Below are 15,904 nucleotides of genomic sequence, written 5' to 3'. Positions count from 1 at the left end.
TCTTAATTAAGATTTATTTAAACAGGAATTAAAAAATGACAAGTACCGAGCAACGTAAGGCACTACAAAATCAAATCTGGAAAATTGCCAATGATGTACGAGGTTCTGTAGATGGCTGGGACTTTAAACAATACGTACTGGGTACACTGTTCTACCGCTTTATCAGCGAAAACTTTGTTGAATATATTACAGGTGGTGATGAAAGTGTTGATTACGGTGTAATGGATGATAACGATAGCCTTCTGGCTGATATTAAAGATGACGCAATTAAAACCAAAGGTTACTTTATCTACCCAAGCCAGTTATTTTCAATCATTGCTAAAGGCGCGAACAAAAACGAAAGCTTAAATACTGACTTAGCCAAAATATTTTCTGAAATTGAAAGCTCTGCTAACGGCTATGACTCGGAAGATGACATTAAAGGTTTGTTTGCTGATTTTGATACAACGAGTAATAGACTGGGTAATACGGTAAAAGATAAAAACTTAAGATTAGCTGCCGTGTTAAAAGGTGTTGCAGAATTAAACATTGACCAATTTGAAGACAATGAACACGACCTGTTTGGTGATGCCTATGAATTTTTAATCTCAAACTATGCCGCTAACGCAGGTAAGTCAGGTGGTGAATTTTTCACGCCGCAACATGTATCTAAGTTAATCGCGCAATTAGCTATGCACAAGCAAACCAGCGTTAATAAAATTTACGACCCCGCAGCAGGCTCTGGTTCGTTATTGCTACAAGCTAAAAAGCATTTTGATTCACATATCATCGAAGAAGGTTTTTTTGGTCAAGAGATCAACCACACAACATACAACTTAGCGCGTATGAATATGTTTTTGCATAACATCAACTACGACAAGTTTAATATGCAGCTAGGTAATACGTTAACTGAACCGCATTTTGGTGATGATAAACCATTTGATGCTATCGTTTCTAACCCGCCGTATTCAGTAAAGTGGGTTGGCTCAGACGATCCAACACTGATTAACGATGACCGTTTCGCACCCGCTGGGGTATTAGCGCCTAAGTCAAAAGCCGATTTTGCTTTTGTACTTCACGCACTTAATTACTTATCGAGTAAAGGCCGTGCCGCTATTGTTTGCTTCCCTGGTATTTTTTACCGTGGCGGTGCTGAAAAGAAAATTCGCCAATACCTTGTTGACAACAACTATGTTGAAACCGTGATATCACTGGCACCAAATTTGTTTTTTGGCACAACGATAGCGGTAAATATTTTAGTGTTAGCTAAAAATAAAGCTGAAAATGCTATCCAGTTTATTGATGCCAGTGGCGAAGACTTTTTCAAAAAAGAAACTAATAACAACGTGATGACAAACGAACATATTCAAAAAATTATGGATGTGTTCGATAGTAAAGAAAACTTAGAACACGTTGCCTTGTCAGTTGCCAATGAAGATATCGCTACTAATGACTACAACCTTTCTGTGAGCAGTTATGTTGAAGCCAAAGATACTCGGGAAGTAATTGATATTACCAAGCTCAATACGGAGCTAAAAACAACCGTCGCCAAAATTGACCAGCTACGAAGTGATATTGATGCCATTGTCTCTGAAATTGACAGTGCGGAGGCTCAGGCATGAGCCAGTTCTGTTTTGTAGCAAAGTTATTGGATGGTGCTGAGGTTGAGTTAATTGACTTAGGTGATCTCAGTATAAAAATTTCATCTGGGAAAAATAAGAAAAAAAGCACTGATGGTTTATATCCAGTTTTTGGTTCAACCGGGATAATTGGAAGGACAAATAACAAAGTTTATGACAAAGACATGATTTTGATTGCAAGAGTTGGCGCTAATGCTGGACGTGTGAATATAGCTCAAGGTGAGTATGATGTTTCGGACAACACATTAATCGTTGAAAATAAAAATAGTATTATTTTAAAGTACTTATATTATTATTTGGTAAATATAAATTTGAATCAATATGCTCAAGGAGCTGGTCAGCCGTTGATTACAGCACGTCAACTGAAGTCAATTCAAATCCCTATACCATGCCCTGATAACCTAGAAAAATCATTAGCAATTCAGGCTGAAATTGTACGGATACTAGATAGCTTCACCGAGCTAACCACCGAGCTAACCACCGAGCTAACCACCGAGCTATATACTAGGAAAAAACAACATAACTTTTATCGCGAGCAGATAATACGTGGCTCAAGTAATAAAGAAGAGAAGTTGGCAGATATTGCTGAAATATATTTAGGTTTAACTTATACCCCCAAGTATGTAGATAGCGGGGTAAAATTCATATCAGCGAGAAGTACATCTAAGGACTTTTTAGATCTTTCTGATACAAAATATATCTCTGAAGATGAATTTAAAAACTCAACCTCAAATGCAAAACCAAAACGTGGAGATGTATTGTTTACACGTGTAGGGTCAAATTTAGGTCACCCTGTTATTGTTGATACAGATGAACCTTTGTGTATGTTCGTAAGTCTTGGCTACATAAGGGTTGATTCAAAAAAAGTTTTAAATTCATATATTAAACATTGGATGAATACTGATTTATTCTGGGAGCAGGTAAGAAAAAATACACATGGAGCAGCCAAGGTAAATTTAAACACGGGTTGGCTTAAAAATTTTAACGTAATACTCCCATCTATAGAAGAACAAAGTCGTATTGTTACTATCCTTGATAAATACGACTCGCTTACCACCTCAATCAGCGAAAGTTTGCCTCGCGAAATTGAATTACGTCAAAAGCAATATGAATACTACCGTGATTTGCTTTTAAGCTTTCCAAAGGTTAACGAGGTAGTAGCTTAGTATGACTAATACACTTTCTGATATCGCACTGCATTTAACTACCCCAAAGGTCGTTCAAAAGACTGCACCTAGAAATCCGAATGACACTCATCAGGTTGAAGAGTCAAGACCTGTACCCAAAGTGCAACTAATCTACGCGTTCAATGGTACAGGTAAAACAAGATTGTCTAAGGAAGTTAAACACTTAATATCCCCTTTACCAGAAGCTGAAGCTGATGAAAATAATGACGTTTCTCGTACAAAATACCTTTACTATAATGCATTCACTGAAGATTTGTTTTATTGGGACAACGACTTAGAAAATGACGCAGAACCAAAACTTAAAATACAAGAAAACACCTTCACAGACTGGGTTTTGAAAGATGAAGGCCAAGATCAAAATGTAATTGAAAATTTTCAAAAATATTACGATGACAAGTTAACGCCAAGATTTAATGAAGAATATTTAAAGAATACTTCTGATCCAAATTCAATTGTAAAGGCTTTCAGTGAAGTAAGTTTCACTTTTCAAAGGGGAAATGATGAGCCTTCAGAAAACATTAAGATATCGAAAGGTGAAGAAAGTGGTTTCGTCTGGAGTTTATTTTATACTTTGTTGAAACTGGTCATCGAAACATTAAATTCGCCCGAAGATGAGCGTTCAACAGACCAATTTAATCAACTTGAATATATCTTTATTGATGATCCAGTTAGCTCACTAGATGAAAATCACCTTATTGATTTAGCCGCTAGCTTGGCTCGGTTGGTCAAATCAAGTAGCTCAAATAATTTGAAGTTCATCATAACAACTCATAGCCCACTATTTTACAACGTACTACACAATGAATTGAAACGAGCTCAAAAATACATTTTGAAAAAGTACGATGATGGAAGCCATGATTTGCTACCTCAAAGCAACGATTCACCATTTTCTTATCATTTACAGTTGAAAAGTGAGCTTGAAAAGGCAATTGAATCAGGTCAGCTACACAAATACCATTTTAATTTTTTGCGAAATATTCTTGAAAAAACATCCACCTTCTTGGGTTATGAAAAGTGGGGCGATTTACTTCCTGAGGTGGAAGGTGGTAGTGAAAACCCATATGCTCGCATCATTAATATTTATAGTCATTCTGAACATGCTAGTGAAGAAGTTTCTACTATTTCAGATGAACATAAACGAGTATTGGGCTACTTGGTCAGCCAACTGGATGAAATGTTTAAGTTTAGAACTAGTCCACAATAACGGAACAGTACAAAATGACTAATTATAAAACAATTGCTGAGTCGAATAATTTCATTGTATTAGACAAGTACAGCAAGGAATGGCAAGTAGCCGAAGGCTACCAGAGCGAAAGCGATTTGGAACATGAATTAGTCCAAGATTTAGTTAATCAAGGCTATGAGTTTGTTCCCGGCTTAACCAATACAAAAGCAATGCTAGCTAACGTAAGAGTGCAGCTACAAGACTTAAATAAAGTTGAATTTACCGAAGGTGAATGGCTACGTTTTGTTGAAACTTTTTTAGATAAGCCAAGTGAAAATATCGTCGATAAAACTCGGAAACTTCACGATGACTACGTGCATGATTTTATTTTTGATGATGGTCATATTCAAAATATTTACTTACTTGATAAGAAACAAATTACTCGAAATAAAGTTCAGGTAGTAAAGCAATTTGAGCAAACAGGCAGCCATGCAAACCGTTATGACGTGACTATTTTAGTGAACGGTTTACCTTTAGTACAAGTAGAGCTTAAAAAACGCGGTGTTGCCATTCGAGAAGCCTTTAACCAAATACACAGATACAGCAAAGAAAGCTTTAATGCTGATAATTCGTTGTTTAAATATCTTCAGCTATTTGTGATATCTAATGGTACAGATACTCGTTATTTTGCTAATACTACCCAGCGTAATAAAAATAGCTATGACTTCACGATGAATTGGGCGAAGTCTGATAATAACCTGATAAAAGATCTTAAAGATTTTACTGCAACGTTTTTTCAGAAAAACACCTTGCTGAATGTATTACTGAATTACTCGGTATTTGACGTGAGCAATACCTCGCTCGTAATGCGTCCATACCAAATTGCAGCGTGTGAGCGAATTTTGTGGAAAATAAAAAGCTCGTTTCAAAGCAAAACGTGGAGCAAGCCAGAAAGTGGCGGCTTTATTTGGCATACCACGGGTTCAGGTAAAACGCTGACCAGCTTTAAATCAGCCCGATTAGCAACCGATTTAGACTTTATTGATAAAGTGTTTTTTGTGGTTGATAGGAAAGATTTAGACTATCAAACCATGAAGGAATACCAGCGCTTTTCACCTGATAGTGTTAATGGCTCTGACAGTACCGCTGGGTTAAAGCGCAACTTGGATAAAGACGATAATAAAATCGTGGTAACGACTATCCAAAAGCTAAACAACTTGATGAAAGGTGAAGCTGATTTACCTATCTTCAATAAGCAGGTGGTCTTTATTTTTGATGAATGTCATCGTAGCCAGTTTGGTGAAGCGCAAAAGAATCTTAAGAAGAAGTTTAAGAAGTTTTATCAGTTTGGTTTTACAGGTACGCCTATTTTTGCAGGTTATAATGCCCTCGGTGCCGAAGACACTGCCAGTGTGTTTGGTCGAGAGCTACATTCGTATGTGATCACCGATGCCATTCGTGATGAAAAAGTACTGAAGTTTAAGGTGGATTACAATGATGTTCGCCCTAAATTTAAAGAAATTGAAACAGAACAAGACGAGAAAAAGCTTAGTGCATTAGAGAATAAAAAAGCGTTAATGCACCCAGAGCGTATTAAAGAGATTTCACAATATATATTGAGTAACTTTCGTCAGAAAACACACCGTAAACAAGCTGGAGCAAAAGGCTTTAATGCCATGTTTGCGGTAAGTAGTGTTGATGCAGCTAAGTTATATTATGAATCGCTGAACAACCTACAAAAAGATGAAAGCAGGCCATTACGCATAGCGACAATATTTTCGTTTGCAGCGAATGAAGAGCAAGACGCTCTAGGTGATATTGAAGATGAGAGCCTTGATCTTTCTGCTATGGATAGTGCGATGAACAGCAGTGCTAAAGAGTTTTTAAGTGCAGCCATTGATGACTATAACGGCCACTTTAAAACCAATTTCAGCGTAGACAGTAACGGCTTTCAAAACTATTACCGTGACTTAGCCAAACGTGTTAAATCGAAAGAAGTTGATTTATTAATTGTAGTAGGCATGTTCTTAACGGGCTTTGATGCCCCAACACTAAATACGCTATTTGTTGATAAAAACTTGCGTTACCACGGCTTAATGCAAGCTTATTCACGCACAAACCGCATTTATGATGCCACTAAAACTTTCGGTAATATCGTTACATTTCGTCACTTAGAAAAAGCGACTGTAGATGCGATCACCCTATTTGGTGATAAAAACACTAAAAATGTGGTGTTAGAAAAAAGCTATGCCGAGTACATGGAAGGCTTTACTGACGTTGTAACAGGTAAAGCAAGGCGTGGTTTTATGGCTGTCGTTAATGAGTTAGAACAACGTTTTCCAAATCCCGATGATATTGTTAAAGAAAAAGACAAAAAAGCGTTTGCTAAGCTTTTCGGCGAATATTTACGCGTTGAAAATGTGCTTCAAAACTATGATGAATTCGCGAGCTTAAAAGCCTTACAAGAAGTTGATTTAAGTGATGCTGAAGCGGTTGAAACATTTAAAGAACAACATTACTTAGATGATGAAAAATTAGCTGAATTGCAAACGATTCGACTACCCGCAGATCGTAAAATTCAAGATTACCGTTCTTCATACAACGATATCCGTGATTGGCAGAGACGAGAAAAAGCCGCTGATGCTAATGACAAATCGACTATTGATTGGGACGATGTGGTTTTTGAAGTGGACTTGCTTAAATCCCAAGAAATCAATTTAGATTATATTCTTGAATTGATTTTTGAACATAATAAAAAGAACAAAAATAAGTCTGACTTGATTGATGAAGTGCGCCGCTTAATTAGGGCTAGTTTAGGCAACCGAGCTAAAGAAAGTTTGATTGTTGATTTCATCAACAAAACAAATTTGGATGACATTAGCGAAAAAGCTAACATAATTGATGCCTTCTTTAAATTCGCGCAAGCAGAGCGTAAACGTGAAGCAGATGAATTAATCAAATCTGAGGACTTGAATGTAGCTGAAGCTAAACGTTATATTTCTACTTCGTTAAAGCGAGAATACGCCAGTGAAAATGGCACAGAATTAAACTCGACGTTGCCTAAAATGAGCCCACTTAATCCGAAATTTAAAACTAAGAAACAGACTGTTTTTCAGAAAATAGCTGCGTTTGTTGAGAAGTTCAAAGGGGTTGGTGGAAAGTTGAATTAGGTGTTGGTACTTTCAACTATTGCCACATAGATAACAAGGAAAAGGATGAACATGTCTACAGTTAAACGAATTGAATTTGGTAACTACACATTAAAATTTGGCGAGCATAAAGTATTGCTAGATTTGTTTGACGAAGTCGTAATGCCTTCGTTTCAAGAAATGAGATACATAAGAAAACTTAAGGATAAAGGTGAGTACTTCTTTTTAGATACAAAAATTGTTGTATTGAATGATGATAAAAATAGTCCTGAATTGGGTATCACCGGTCGAATTGTTAAAAATACCAAGTTAAAAAGGGAACAAATTTTTAGTAAAGAAAGCGGACTAGTTGAAAAAACAGGCGAATTAGAAACCGCGCCAAGTTCCACTTTTTTATTGGTATTGAGTAATCACCGTTTGATTTTATGTCAGGAAACAACAGGCGCTCCAAACATACAGAATTTTCAATCAACTAGTCAATATTGCCTAAGTGCGCGCTATAGAGAATTTATTCAGGAAGAATACGACAAAGATAAAGAAGAAAAAAAGAAGAATAATGAGTTATCGGCAAGAACTAAGAAGGCTCTTAAAGAACATCTTCCGCGCCCATTTTTAAGAATAACGCCATTGCCCGACAAGCAAGACCTCAATTCTTTCGTCGGCCGTTTTAAACATATTGATGAACTTACTATTAAGCTTCTTCCAACCAACAATGAAGAAATTGATAATGATGATTTTTGGGCATCATTAGACAGCGTTGGCAATGAAATGAATAGTAAGAGAACGGCCTTGAAGTTTAGCAATACTAAAGAAGGGCTAAATGCAGCTCAAGCGCTTGAGCAAACAAGCTCTGCTACTGGTTTAGGAAATTCAGAAGTTAAATTTAAAGGCTATGATGAGCAAGGAGATACAATTAGGGGTAGTAATGATGATTTTAGTCTAACTGTAGAGTTAGAAGATATCCCAAAGGATATCGAGAGAGCGGCTCAAGTTAAGTATGGGCAGTTCAAGTACCTTGTTCAATCTCAAGTAATCAAGCTTCCTCAGCTAGTTGGCAATGCTGCTGAGAAAGTTAAGTCAATTTTTGAACGGTTATGATTATGAACTTCGAAGAGTCTGAACTAACAAGCGAAAAAAGTCTTTGGGATGTTTATTGGTTGTCTCGAACAATAAAGCCAAGTAAGTTTCAGTTCTTTTCTGTTGTTATTGTGATGTTAGCTTTAGCGGTAAATGCCTTCGTACTTGAAACGGAGATTGCATTTATACTTACCGATACTAGGAAGTGGGCTTCTGCTGGTTTTAATTTCTCTATAACAACACTAGGTTTTTTGATTGCTGGTTTTACAATATTTGCGACTTTATCCAAGCCTGAAATGATGTTGGCGATGATGTCGCATAGAAATAAAAAGACTAACCTACCTACGCTTAAATATAACTTCTTCACATTTATGAAAGTCTTCATAATGTATATAGTGTTTTCAGTTCTATATCTTGCCATAGAGCTTTTTGGTCAGAATGGCGGGCTACTTTCAAATTTGATCGCTTTAATGCCTTACAGTACGTGTTTAAAAGTAACTCTGATAAAAGTGGCTTATATTATTGTTGGCTGTAGCTTTTTTTATCTTTTATTGTTGTTAAAGACCTTTGTTTTTAATATCTACACAATAACGATGAATTTCCTTCGGTGGGAATATAGAGAACTTAAAAAACAAGACGGTACAGGAGGTTAAATGGCAATTTATCAAGTAACAGACAACGAAATAAAAACAATCTCCAGAACCACGTTTTCTGAATCGGGGTTAAAAGAACGTGAAGATTTACAGCGTCTCCTTAAACATCAAATCGAGATCATTTCGCCAGACACTTTAGTTGTTGCTGAAGAGTTTGGTGAATGGGATGAAAGTCGCAGACGCATTGATTTATTAGGTATTGATAAGCAAGCCAATATAGTTGTTATTGAACTAAAGCGCACTGAAGATGGTGGTCATATGGAACTGCAAGCGGTGCGATATGCAGCAATGGTTTCTACGCTTACGTTTGATCGTTTGGTTGATATCTACGCCGACTACATTAAAGCCAATGACCTAGATCTAGATGCTGAAGCCTCAATCCTTGAGTTCTTAGGTTGGGACGAAAAAGAAGAAGACGAATTTGCCCAAGAAGTAAAAATCGTACTAGCTTCAGCCGAGTTCTCGCGTGAATTAACAACTACGGTAATGTGGCTAAATGATTATGGCTTATCTATTCGTTGTGTTCGAATGCACCCATATGAAAGTGACGGTAAAATATTGCTAGATGTACAGTCAGTAATACCTATTCCTGAAATTGAAGATTATCAAGTTAAGATACGTGAGAAGAGGCAAAAAGAACGAGCCTCGCGTTCTGGTGGCAGAGACACAAGCCGATATTCAATTTACTTTAATGACGAACAAGTACACGCTCACATTCGTAAATCAGATATTGGTTATTGCACTGTGCAATTGCTTAACAATAAGGGCTTGATTAATCAGAGCGTTTTTGAGTTCTTGAGATCCGATAACACATGCTCCTTTCCGCTGATAAAATTAGAATCAGAAGTCACGGAAACAAACAAAAAATATAATAAGTATCGTGTATCTCGTGACCCTGAATTGATATACGACGGCAATGAATATTATGTCGTACGTAATTGGGGCAAAGAAAGTGCAGAGGAATTTGCCAGCAAGATAACGGATAAGTTTCCCTCAATTACATACAAGCTTCATCAAGATTAATTTAGGTAACATGTATTGTGACAGAAATAATTAGCAGTGAGTCTAGAGGTCAATTTTTTATTTACCAAACCGATGATGGTAGAACTCAAATAGAGTGCAGATTAGAAGAAGACAATTTATGGCTTAGTTTAAATCAAATAAGTACCTTATTTGGGCGAGATAAGTCTGTTATCTCTAAGCATTTAAAGAATATATATGACGATGGTGAACTTGTACAAAAGTCAACCGTTGCAAAATATGCAACAGTTCAAATAGAGGGTTCAAGAGAGGTTAATCGGCAATTAGAGTACTTTAACTTAGATGTGGTTTTTGCTGTTGGCTATCGAGTTCGCTCTCCGCAAGGTATTCAATTTAGACAATGGGCAACACAAACCTTACAAGAGTATTTGGTTAAAGGGTTTGTGATGGACGATGAGCGTTTAAAAAATCCAGAATCTAGTGTGTATTTTGATGAACTGCTTAATCGTATACGTGATATTCGGTCATCTGAAAAAGTATTTTGGCGAAAAATTTGTGATATATATGCCACGAGCATTGATTATGATGGCAAGGCACAAACGAGTATTAAGTTTTTTGCGCAGGTGCAAAATAAAATGCATTGGGCTGCTCATGGTCATACAGCCGCGGAAGTTGTTTACCAACGCATAAGTTCAGATAAACCTCATTTAGGGTTAACACATTTTGCTGGCGATGAACCCACGAGAAAAGAAGTTGTAACAGGTAAAAACTATTTATCTGAGGATGAATTAGATACGTTGAATCGTTTAGTGGCTAGTTATCTTGAATTCGCAGAGCTTCAAGCTAAACGTGGTAAATTAATGAGAATGGAAGATTGGTCTAATAAACTAGACGATTTTCTAAAATTAAGTGAATACGATATTTTAACTCATGCAGGTAAGATATCTGCTGAGCAAGCTAAGTTGAAAGTGAAGGAAGAATACAATAAATATCGACGTGTAATTGATTTAAAACCTAGTAAAGTTGATCAGGATTTATCCGCAGCTATAAAAAAATTAGATAAGAATAAATAAGCCGATAAATGTTATCTTGCTTTTTTAGTGGTTACTAAAGTGGTTACTAATGTTGTTTTTTTGGTTTTATTTTTATTTTAAGTTATTGGTATTTATGGTTTAAAATGTTTTTATCTATATTCAGATCCAGAATATTGAATGATATTTCAATTTGTTTTATGTTGTCAAAAATACCAATAAAAACCGTCATTTAGACGGTTTTGTTTTTTCAGGATATTTACTAGTTATACGCTTTTTCAGAATAGTAGTGACATTGAGTTTATTCAACTAACTGCCTTTGGGAGCAATTCATCACATGCTAAAAAATACTTCTCCTACCTGATAAATACTTGCTTAAAAAAGTTTAAGAGCTAACTAGGTAATCAAGAATTACTATTTTGCGTTTATAACGTGAAGGGAATTTCCAGCGCGTGTGCCGTTGACCGCGGGTTACATAGGTTGGCGGTTAACTGATGAGCAAGCGAGGATTAAGAAAAGTACCTTTTAGGGGTATCCAATCATTATTCACCAAATTCGGTGAATAAAGTAATTAATGTACAATTCTATGAATTAAATTCACCATTATTGGTGAATTTAATTGAATAATGCTTTAGCGTATCTATAATCACTACATACGGTGATTAATTATTTTTGTATCTTGTTTCTAATAGGTAAGTAAATATGGCAAAGAAGGTAACTGTTTCTGAACTACCTTGCGAAGAGTTTATTGGTAATGCCGAGGTACTGGGGCAACTGATCAAAGCTAAGCGTACAACACTCGGTATAAAACTGGCTGACTGTGCTGCTTTGTGTGGTATTGGTATTAACACATTATCTCGTCTTGAAAATGGTAATGGCAATTGCACACTAGCGGCTATGTTCGCTGTTTTGAATGGTTTAGGTATTAAATTAACCACTAGCGCGTTAGCCAACTCTGAAAGCCATGAGAAAAATGATAATTCAATAACAATTGAGAGCGAGTGGGTTTAGCCGTGTTATCAAAAAATAGGGTATCGACCAATAAGCAAAATGAGGCTCAATCTTCAGCCTATCAACTCAATGTAATGTACGGTGATAAAACCATTGGTGTTTTGTCTTTGGATAGCAGTACTCACTTATTAAAGCTCGCTTATTCTTCTAATTGGCAACAGAGTGGCTTTGCTATTTCCCCTCACTTGATGCTGAACAACCTACATAACCCAACAGTGGCTTATAACTACCTTGATAACGCATTGCCTGAAGGAGAAGCTCGTAAATTATTAGCTGAAAACCTTGGTGTATCAGAAAAAAATGTCTATTCACAAATTCGTGCGTTAGGTAACGATCTTGCTGGTGCTATTACTTTTATGTCAGCAGCCGAGAGTGATTCGATAAATAATCCAGATTACAAATTAACACCAATATTCAGAGCATTAGAACAAGATGAGCTCATCGCAAGGCTTGATACAAAAGAAGAATTTGGTTTATTGACTTGGGATGACAAACCTCGGCTTAGTGTCGCGGGCGTGCAAGACAAACTTAACGTATTTATTGATGATGAAACGAATGTTGATAAACGACAAATTGGTTTTGGTGATGGTTCGCTCTGCTCCACGCATATTTTAAAATTTGAAAAGAAAAACTGTCTGAACTTGGTACTCAATGAATATTTTTGCATGAAACTTTCAGAGGCGGTTGGTTTGCCAACCGCGAGTGTTGAGTTTAGTCGCTTTGGCATGCACCCCGCGCTGATTGTTGAACGGTTTGATCGCAAGTATGTTAAAGATTTAAACAAAGTTATGCGGCGTCATGTGATTGATGGTTGCCAAGCGCTCAATTTATCTCGGGAGCATAAATACGAGAGAAACCTTGGTGATGGTCGAGATGTGAAGCATATCCGCGATGGTGCAAGCTTAGAAAAGCTATTTGCATTCACTGATGGTATGTCTTCGCCAATAGAAAGCAAACAGTGGCTGATAAATTGGCAGCTTTTTAATTTGATGATCAGCAACTATGACAGCCACGGTAAAAACGTTTCTCTCTTTTTTGATAAAACGAATGTGCAATTCACACCTGCTTATGATCTGGTCAATATCGCGATGTTTCCACAGTTTAAACATGTGTTAGCTATGGCGATGGGGGATGAATTTGAGCCAAAAGATATTCATGCCTACCAACTTGCTGACTTTGCTGAAACTTGCAACATAGATAAAAAGCTATTGTCTCGGTTATTAGTATCACTAAGCGATAAAGTCATTAAGCAACTGGAGAATCATAGCTTAATTAATGAATTGATAACTTTTGATGAAAAAACAGCGAACATTCTTACATCTGATGATATTCAATACTTTAATAGTTTGGCTAAACACATTTTAGAAAAAACTAAGAATTTAAAGGCGCAAGCAGCTGAAATACCAAGTATTAAGGTTTAACATGATTCATTTATATTGCACTCAAAAACTTATTGCTAAATTACCTGTTGCCGAAGGCTTATTGTGTGAAAAGCAGCCGGAAGGTGAGCAACTAAAATCAAGCATCAGAGAAGGCGGTTCTGAAATTATTCTAAACAATCCGCTTTCGGGCTGGCACGCAAATTTGTTAATTTTACAACGAAGAAATTGCGTGCTACTGGTACATAATCAAACCCGTTTTCCTGTGTTTATGATTGGTTTAACTAAACCTGATTTCGCCGCATTTGATTATCATTTTGCTGATTGCTTTATGAATACCTTATTAAAGGTCGGCGCTAACGAAGAACAGATGCAAAGCGCACAAGATCTACTAGCACCTGTGTCTATTAATAACTCGAATGATCGTAGTGTGCAGGGAACGCTAAATCAGATGAAAGGTGATATTGAGCATATGCTTTGGTACGATAATGCCAAAATTACGGAATGCTCACCTTATAAAACAGCCGCTTGGTTAGCGCAAAGGCCTTGTAATGTGAAAGGAAAAAAAGACTGTATTTGGCCTGTAGATGCGATGTTGGAATTATTAAGTGATAACTTTATGTCTAATGATGAAGCGGTTCATTAATTACAAATCACACTCTTTTTCGCTAAGATGCTGAAATACAATGTATAGACTGTATTTGCTGACAGTTTGAGTCATCATTATTAAAATCTTTAGAAATGATGGATTAGAAAAGTAACATAGATTTGTGTTTTTTATTTTTCTACTACAAGTAGTAGGCCCAGAATGTAGAATAGGCACTTAGGTAAAAAGAGGTAGTTATGTTTGGTTTAAAAAAAGTTTTTTTGGTTGGCTTTACACAAAAAGTATTTGTGCCTTTATCTTTATTTATTTGTAGTAGTTCAGTTTTTGCTGAAAGCACTTACAAAGTTGATGAGTCATTTGAAAAGGGTGGTTGGAACGCTGAGAGTCCTTTAGGTTTTACGCCAGGTTTAAAAAAAGAGTTAGCTAAAAACTTTATGTTTAATCAACTACAAGGCGATCACGCGTTTGTGTTAGAAGATAACATTGTTCGTTATGGAAACTATGCCGCCAAACTGGTTTGGAAGCATGAAAATCCAGCGGCATATAATGGCGATAAGAAGAAAATAGACAATGTTGATCGTAAGGCTATGTTTCATGGTTTTAAAACCGACAAAGTAATGGGAGCAGAAGCATGGTTTGGCTTTAGCTTTTATTTTCCTACTGAAGGTACTCAAACTGAACTTAACCATTGGCTGTTTTTTCAAATTCATGGCAGTGCCGATAAAAGACTGAAAGAGCATTCTCGTAATCCACCATTTAGTATCACGATGACCGAGGAAGGTTTACGCGGAAGCTGGAAGTGGGATCCTGATGAAAACAGCATCACTAGAACTGGAAAGGGAACCGAATATTATACTATTCCAGGCGCTAAAAGCGGTTATTTAGATAGATGGGTTGATTTTGTTTTACATGTAAAAGTGGATTATTCAGAGTCAAAAACTGGCTTGTTAGAGCTTTGGGTTGATGGGAAAAAAGTACTAAATAAACATAATATTCAGTTTGGCTATAATGATGATAAAGGAATTTATCCATCTTGGGGCATGTATTTTAATGGTAATTTAGATGTCATGAAAAATGATCATTACTTATACCTTGATGAAGTGAAAATGAGTGATGACATTAATGCAACATATGAAGATGTAGCGCCGAGAGGAAATCGTAGCCAACCAACTCCAAATTAATAGCAGCCAGTTTCATAGTTAGTGGTAAATTTAAAAGGTGTTTGTTGAGGTTATTGGGTAGCATAAATCAAGGTTAAAAGTTTTAACTTTGATTTGTGAAAGAACGCTAAAAGAATGTGAGAGCATGTTCTATACGTTTATATAATTTAGCAATTAATTAGCCTAGCGTTTTCAATTTTACTGAGGGCATAAAATGACATTAGTAACGGATAAAATCGAGGTTGGTTATTTAACCATTCCTTATGGCTTTGTTCAGATCACAATCACAGAGCAAGCGGTTACTGGCATTCATTTTGTAGATGCAATCAATAAAACTGAAACAGACAGTGCGCTGATGTTAAATGTTAAGCAACAACTTAAGGCTTATTTTAACGGGCAACTAACATGTTTTGATTTACCGCTGAATAGCCAAGGCACTGAGTTTCAGAAAAAAGTGTGGCAAGCGTTAATGACCATTCCTTATGGGCAAGTGGTGAGTTATCAAACCATAGCGGAGCAAATTGGCGCACCTAAAGCTGTACGTGCTGTTGGCGCAGCAAATGGTAAAAATCCTATTAGTATTATTGTGCCATGCCATCGAGTGATCGCTAAAGATGGAAAATTAACGGGTTATTCTGGTGGTTTAAATCGTAAAAAATGGTTGTTGGGAATAGAAGGCTACGCTTGCTAACTTAATACCAATTTCATTAAATTATTGCCCTCTTGTGCGGGTTAAAATATTCCATGGCTGCGTTGCTTTCAATCCCAATAACCAGCTATTGTTCAATTAAGCGCCTTGCCATGATTTATTCTTCTTACGCACAACATGATCACAAACTTAATGGAATTGGTATAAGCTGAACGGGCTGATATCAAGCGTGTTTT

Annotated in this window: 13 protein-coding genes; all 13 read left to right on the top strand. The window is 36.5% G+C overall.

Features of this window, described 5'->3' with window-relative positions:
* The first annotated feature begins 35 nt into the window (after window positions 1-35).
* The 13 genes from ACSLUO_RS07395 (at window position 36) to ACSLUO_RS07335 (ending at window position 15,710) form a co-directional block, all read left to right on the top strand.
* Entirely contained in the window at window positions 36-1,601 is a 1,566-nt protein-coding gene (locus ACSLUO_RS07395) for a type I restriction-modification system subunit M (RefSeq protein ID WP_448247574.1), read from the top strand.
* Window positions 1,598-2,785, top strand: coding sequence for a restriction endonuclease subunit S (locus ACSLUO_RS07390; RefSeq protein ID WP_448247572.1), 1,188 nt, complete (start codon window positions 1,598-1,600; stop codon window positions 2,783-2,785). Before ACSLUO_RS07395 ends, ACSLUO_RS07390 begins: the two co-directional genes overlap by 4 nt.
* Before the next feature lies 1 nt (window position 2,786).
* Window positions 2,787-4,010, top strand: coding sequence for an AAA family ATPase (locus tag ACSLUO_RS07385; protein ID WP_448247570.1), 1,224 nt, complete (start codon window positions 2,787-2,789; stop codon window positions 4,008-4,010).
* Between the two features lie 14 nt (window positions 4,011-4,024).
* Complete coding sequence (locus ACSLUO_RS07380) at window positions 4,025-7,141, top strand: type I restriction endonuclease subunit R (protein ID WP_448247569.1); 3,117 nt, start codon at window positions 4,025-4,027, stop codon at window positions 7,139-7,141.
* A 51-nt stretch (window positions 7,142-7,192) separates the two neighbouring features.
* Entirely contained in the window at window positions 7,193-8,218 is a 1,026-nt protein-coding gene (locus ACSLUO_RS07375; RefSeq protein WP_448247567.1) for a hypothetical protein, read from the top strand.
* A 2-nt stretch (window positions 8,219-8,220) separates the two neighbouring features.
* Window positions 8,221-8,850 (top strand): hypothetical protein, encoded by a 630-nt coding sequence (locus ACSLUO_RS07370; RefSeq protein ID WP_448247565.1) that lies wholly within the window; start codon window positions 8,221-8,223, stop codon window positions 8,848-8,850.
* Window positions 8,851-9,873 (top strand): hypothetical protein, encoded by a 1,023-nt coding sequence (locus tag ACSLUO_RS07365; RefSeq protein ID WP_448247564.1) that lies wholly within the window; start codon window positions 8,851-8,853, stop codon window positions 9,871-9,873.
* A 17-nt stretch (window positions 9,874-9,890) separates the two neighbouring features.
* Complete coding sequence (locus ACSLUO_RS07360; RefSeq protein WP_448247562.1) at window positions 9,891-10,904, top strand: virulence RhuM family protein; 1,014 nt, start codon at window positions 9,891-9,893, stop codon at window positions 10,902-10,904.
* Between the two features lie 660 nt (window positions 10,905-11,564).
* Complete coding sequence (locus tag ACSLUO_RS07355; RefSeq protein WP_448247561.1) at window positions 11,565-11,873, top strand: helix-turn-helix domain-containing protein; 309 nt, start codon at window positions 11,565-11,567, stop codon at window positions 11,871-11,873.
* Window positions 11,874-11,875: 2 nt separating this feature from the next.
* Window positions 11,876-13,294, top strand: a complete 1,419-nt coding sequence (locus ACSLUO_RS07350; RefSeq protein ID WP_448247559.1) for a HipA domain-containing protein — start codon at window positions 11,876-11,878, stop codon at window positions 13,292-13,294.
* Between the two features lies 1 nt (window position 13,295).
* A complete protein-coding gene (locus ACSLUO_RS07345) occupies window positions 13,296-13,898 on the top strand; it encodes a DUF6933 domain-containing protein (RefSeq protein ID WP_448247558.1) in 603 nt (200 codons plus the stop codon).
* Between the two features lie 197 nt (window positions 13,899-14,095).
* Complete coding sequence (locus ACSLUO_RS07340) at window positions 14,096-15,040, top strand: heparin lyase I family protein (protein WP_448247557.1); 945 nt, start codon at window positions 14,096-14,098, stop codon at window positions 15,038-15,040.
* Window positions 15,041-15,233: 193 nt separating this feature from the next.
* Complete coding sequence (locus tag ACSLUO_RS07335; protein WP_448247556.1) at window positions 15,234-15,710, top strand: methylated-DNA--[protein]-cysteine S-methyltransferase; 477 nt, start codon at window positions 15,234-15,236, stop codon at window positions 15,708-15,710.
* Window positions 15,711-15,904: the final 194 nt, after the last annotated feature.

The sequence above is a fragment of the Thalassotalea agariperforans genome (assembly GCF_053470345.1).
This window is presented reverse-complemented; position numbering and strand designations above follow the sequence as displayed.

What these genes read in the sequence shown, in the direction of transcription:
- ACSLUO_RS07395 (WP_448247574.1), top strand. Translation starts at nt 36, where the DNA reads ATGACAAGTACCGAGCAACGTAAGGCACTACAAAATCAAATCTGGAAA.
- ACSLUO_RS07390 (WP_448247572.1), top strand. Translation starts at nt 1,598, where the DNA reads ATGAGCCAGTTCTGTTTTGTAGCAAAGTTATTGGATGGTGCTGAGGTT.
- ACSLUO_RS07385 (WP_448247570.1), top strand. Translation starts at nt 2,787, where the DNA reads ATGACTAATACACTTTCTGATATCGCACTGCATTTAACTACCCCAAAG.
- ACSLUO_RS07380 (WP_448247569.1), top strand. Translation starts at nt 4,025, where the DNA reads ATGACTAATTATAAAACAATTGCTGAGTCGAATAATTTCATTGTATTA.
- ACSLUO_RS07375 (WP_448247567.1), top strand. Translation starts at nt 7,193, where the DNA reads ATGTCTACAGTTAAACGAATTGAATTTGGTAACTACACATTAAAATTT.
- ACSLUO_RS07370 (WP_448247565.1), top strand. Translation starts at nt 8,221, where the DNA reads ATGAACTTCGAAGAGTCTGAACTAACAAGCGAAAAAAGTCTTTGGGAT.
- ACSLUO_RS07365 (WP_448247564.1), top strand. Translation starts at nt 8,851, where the DNA reads ATGGCAATTTATCAAGTAACAGACAACGAAATAAAAACAATCTCCAGA.
- ACSLUO_RS07355 (WP_448247561.1), top strand. Translation starts at nt 11,565, where the DNA reads ATGGCAAAGAAGGTAACTGTTTCTGAACTACCTTGCGAAGAGTTTATT.
- ACSLUO_RS07345 (WP_448247558.1), top strand. Translation starts at nt 13,296, where the DNA reads ATGATTCATTTATATTGCACTCAAAAACTTATTGCTAAATTACCTGTT.
- ACSLUO_RS07340 (WP_448247557.1), top strand. Translation starts at nt 14,096, where the DNA reads ATGTTTGGTTTAAAAAAAGTTTTTTTGGTTGGCTTTACACAAAAAGTA.
- ACSLUO_RS07335 (WP_448247556.1), top strand. Translation starts at nt 15,234, where the DNA reads ATGACATTAGTAACGGATAAAATCGAGGTTGGTTATTTAACCATTCCT.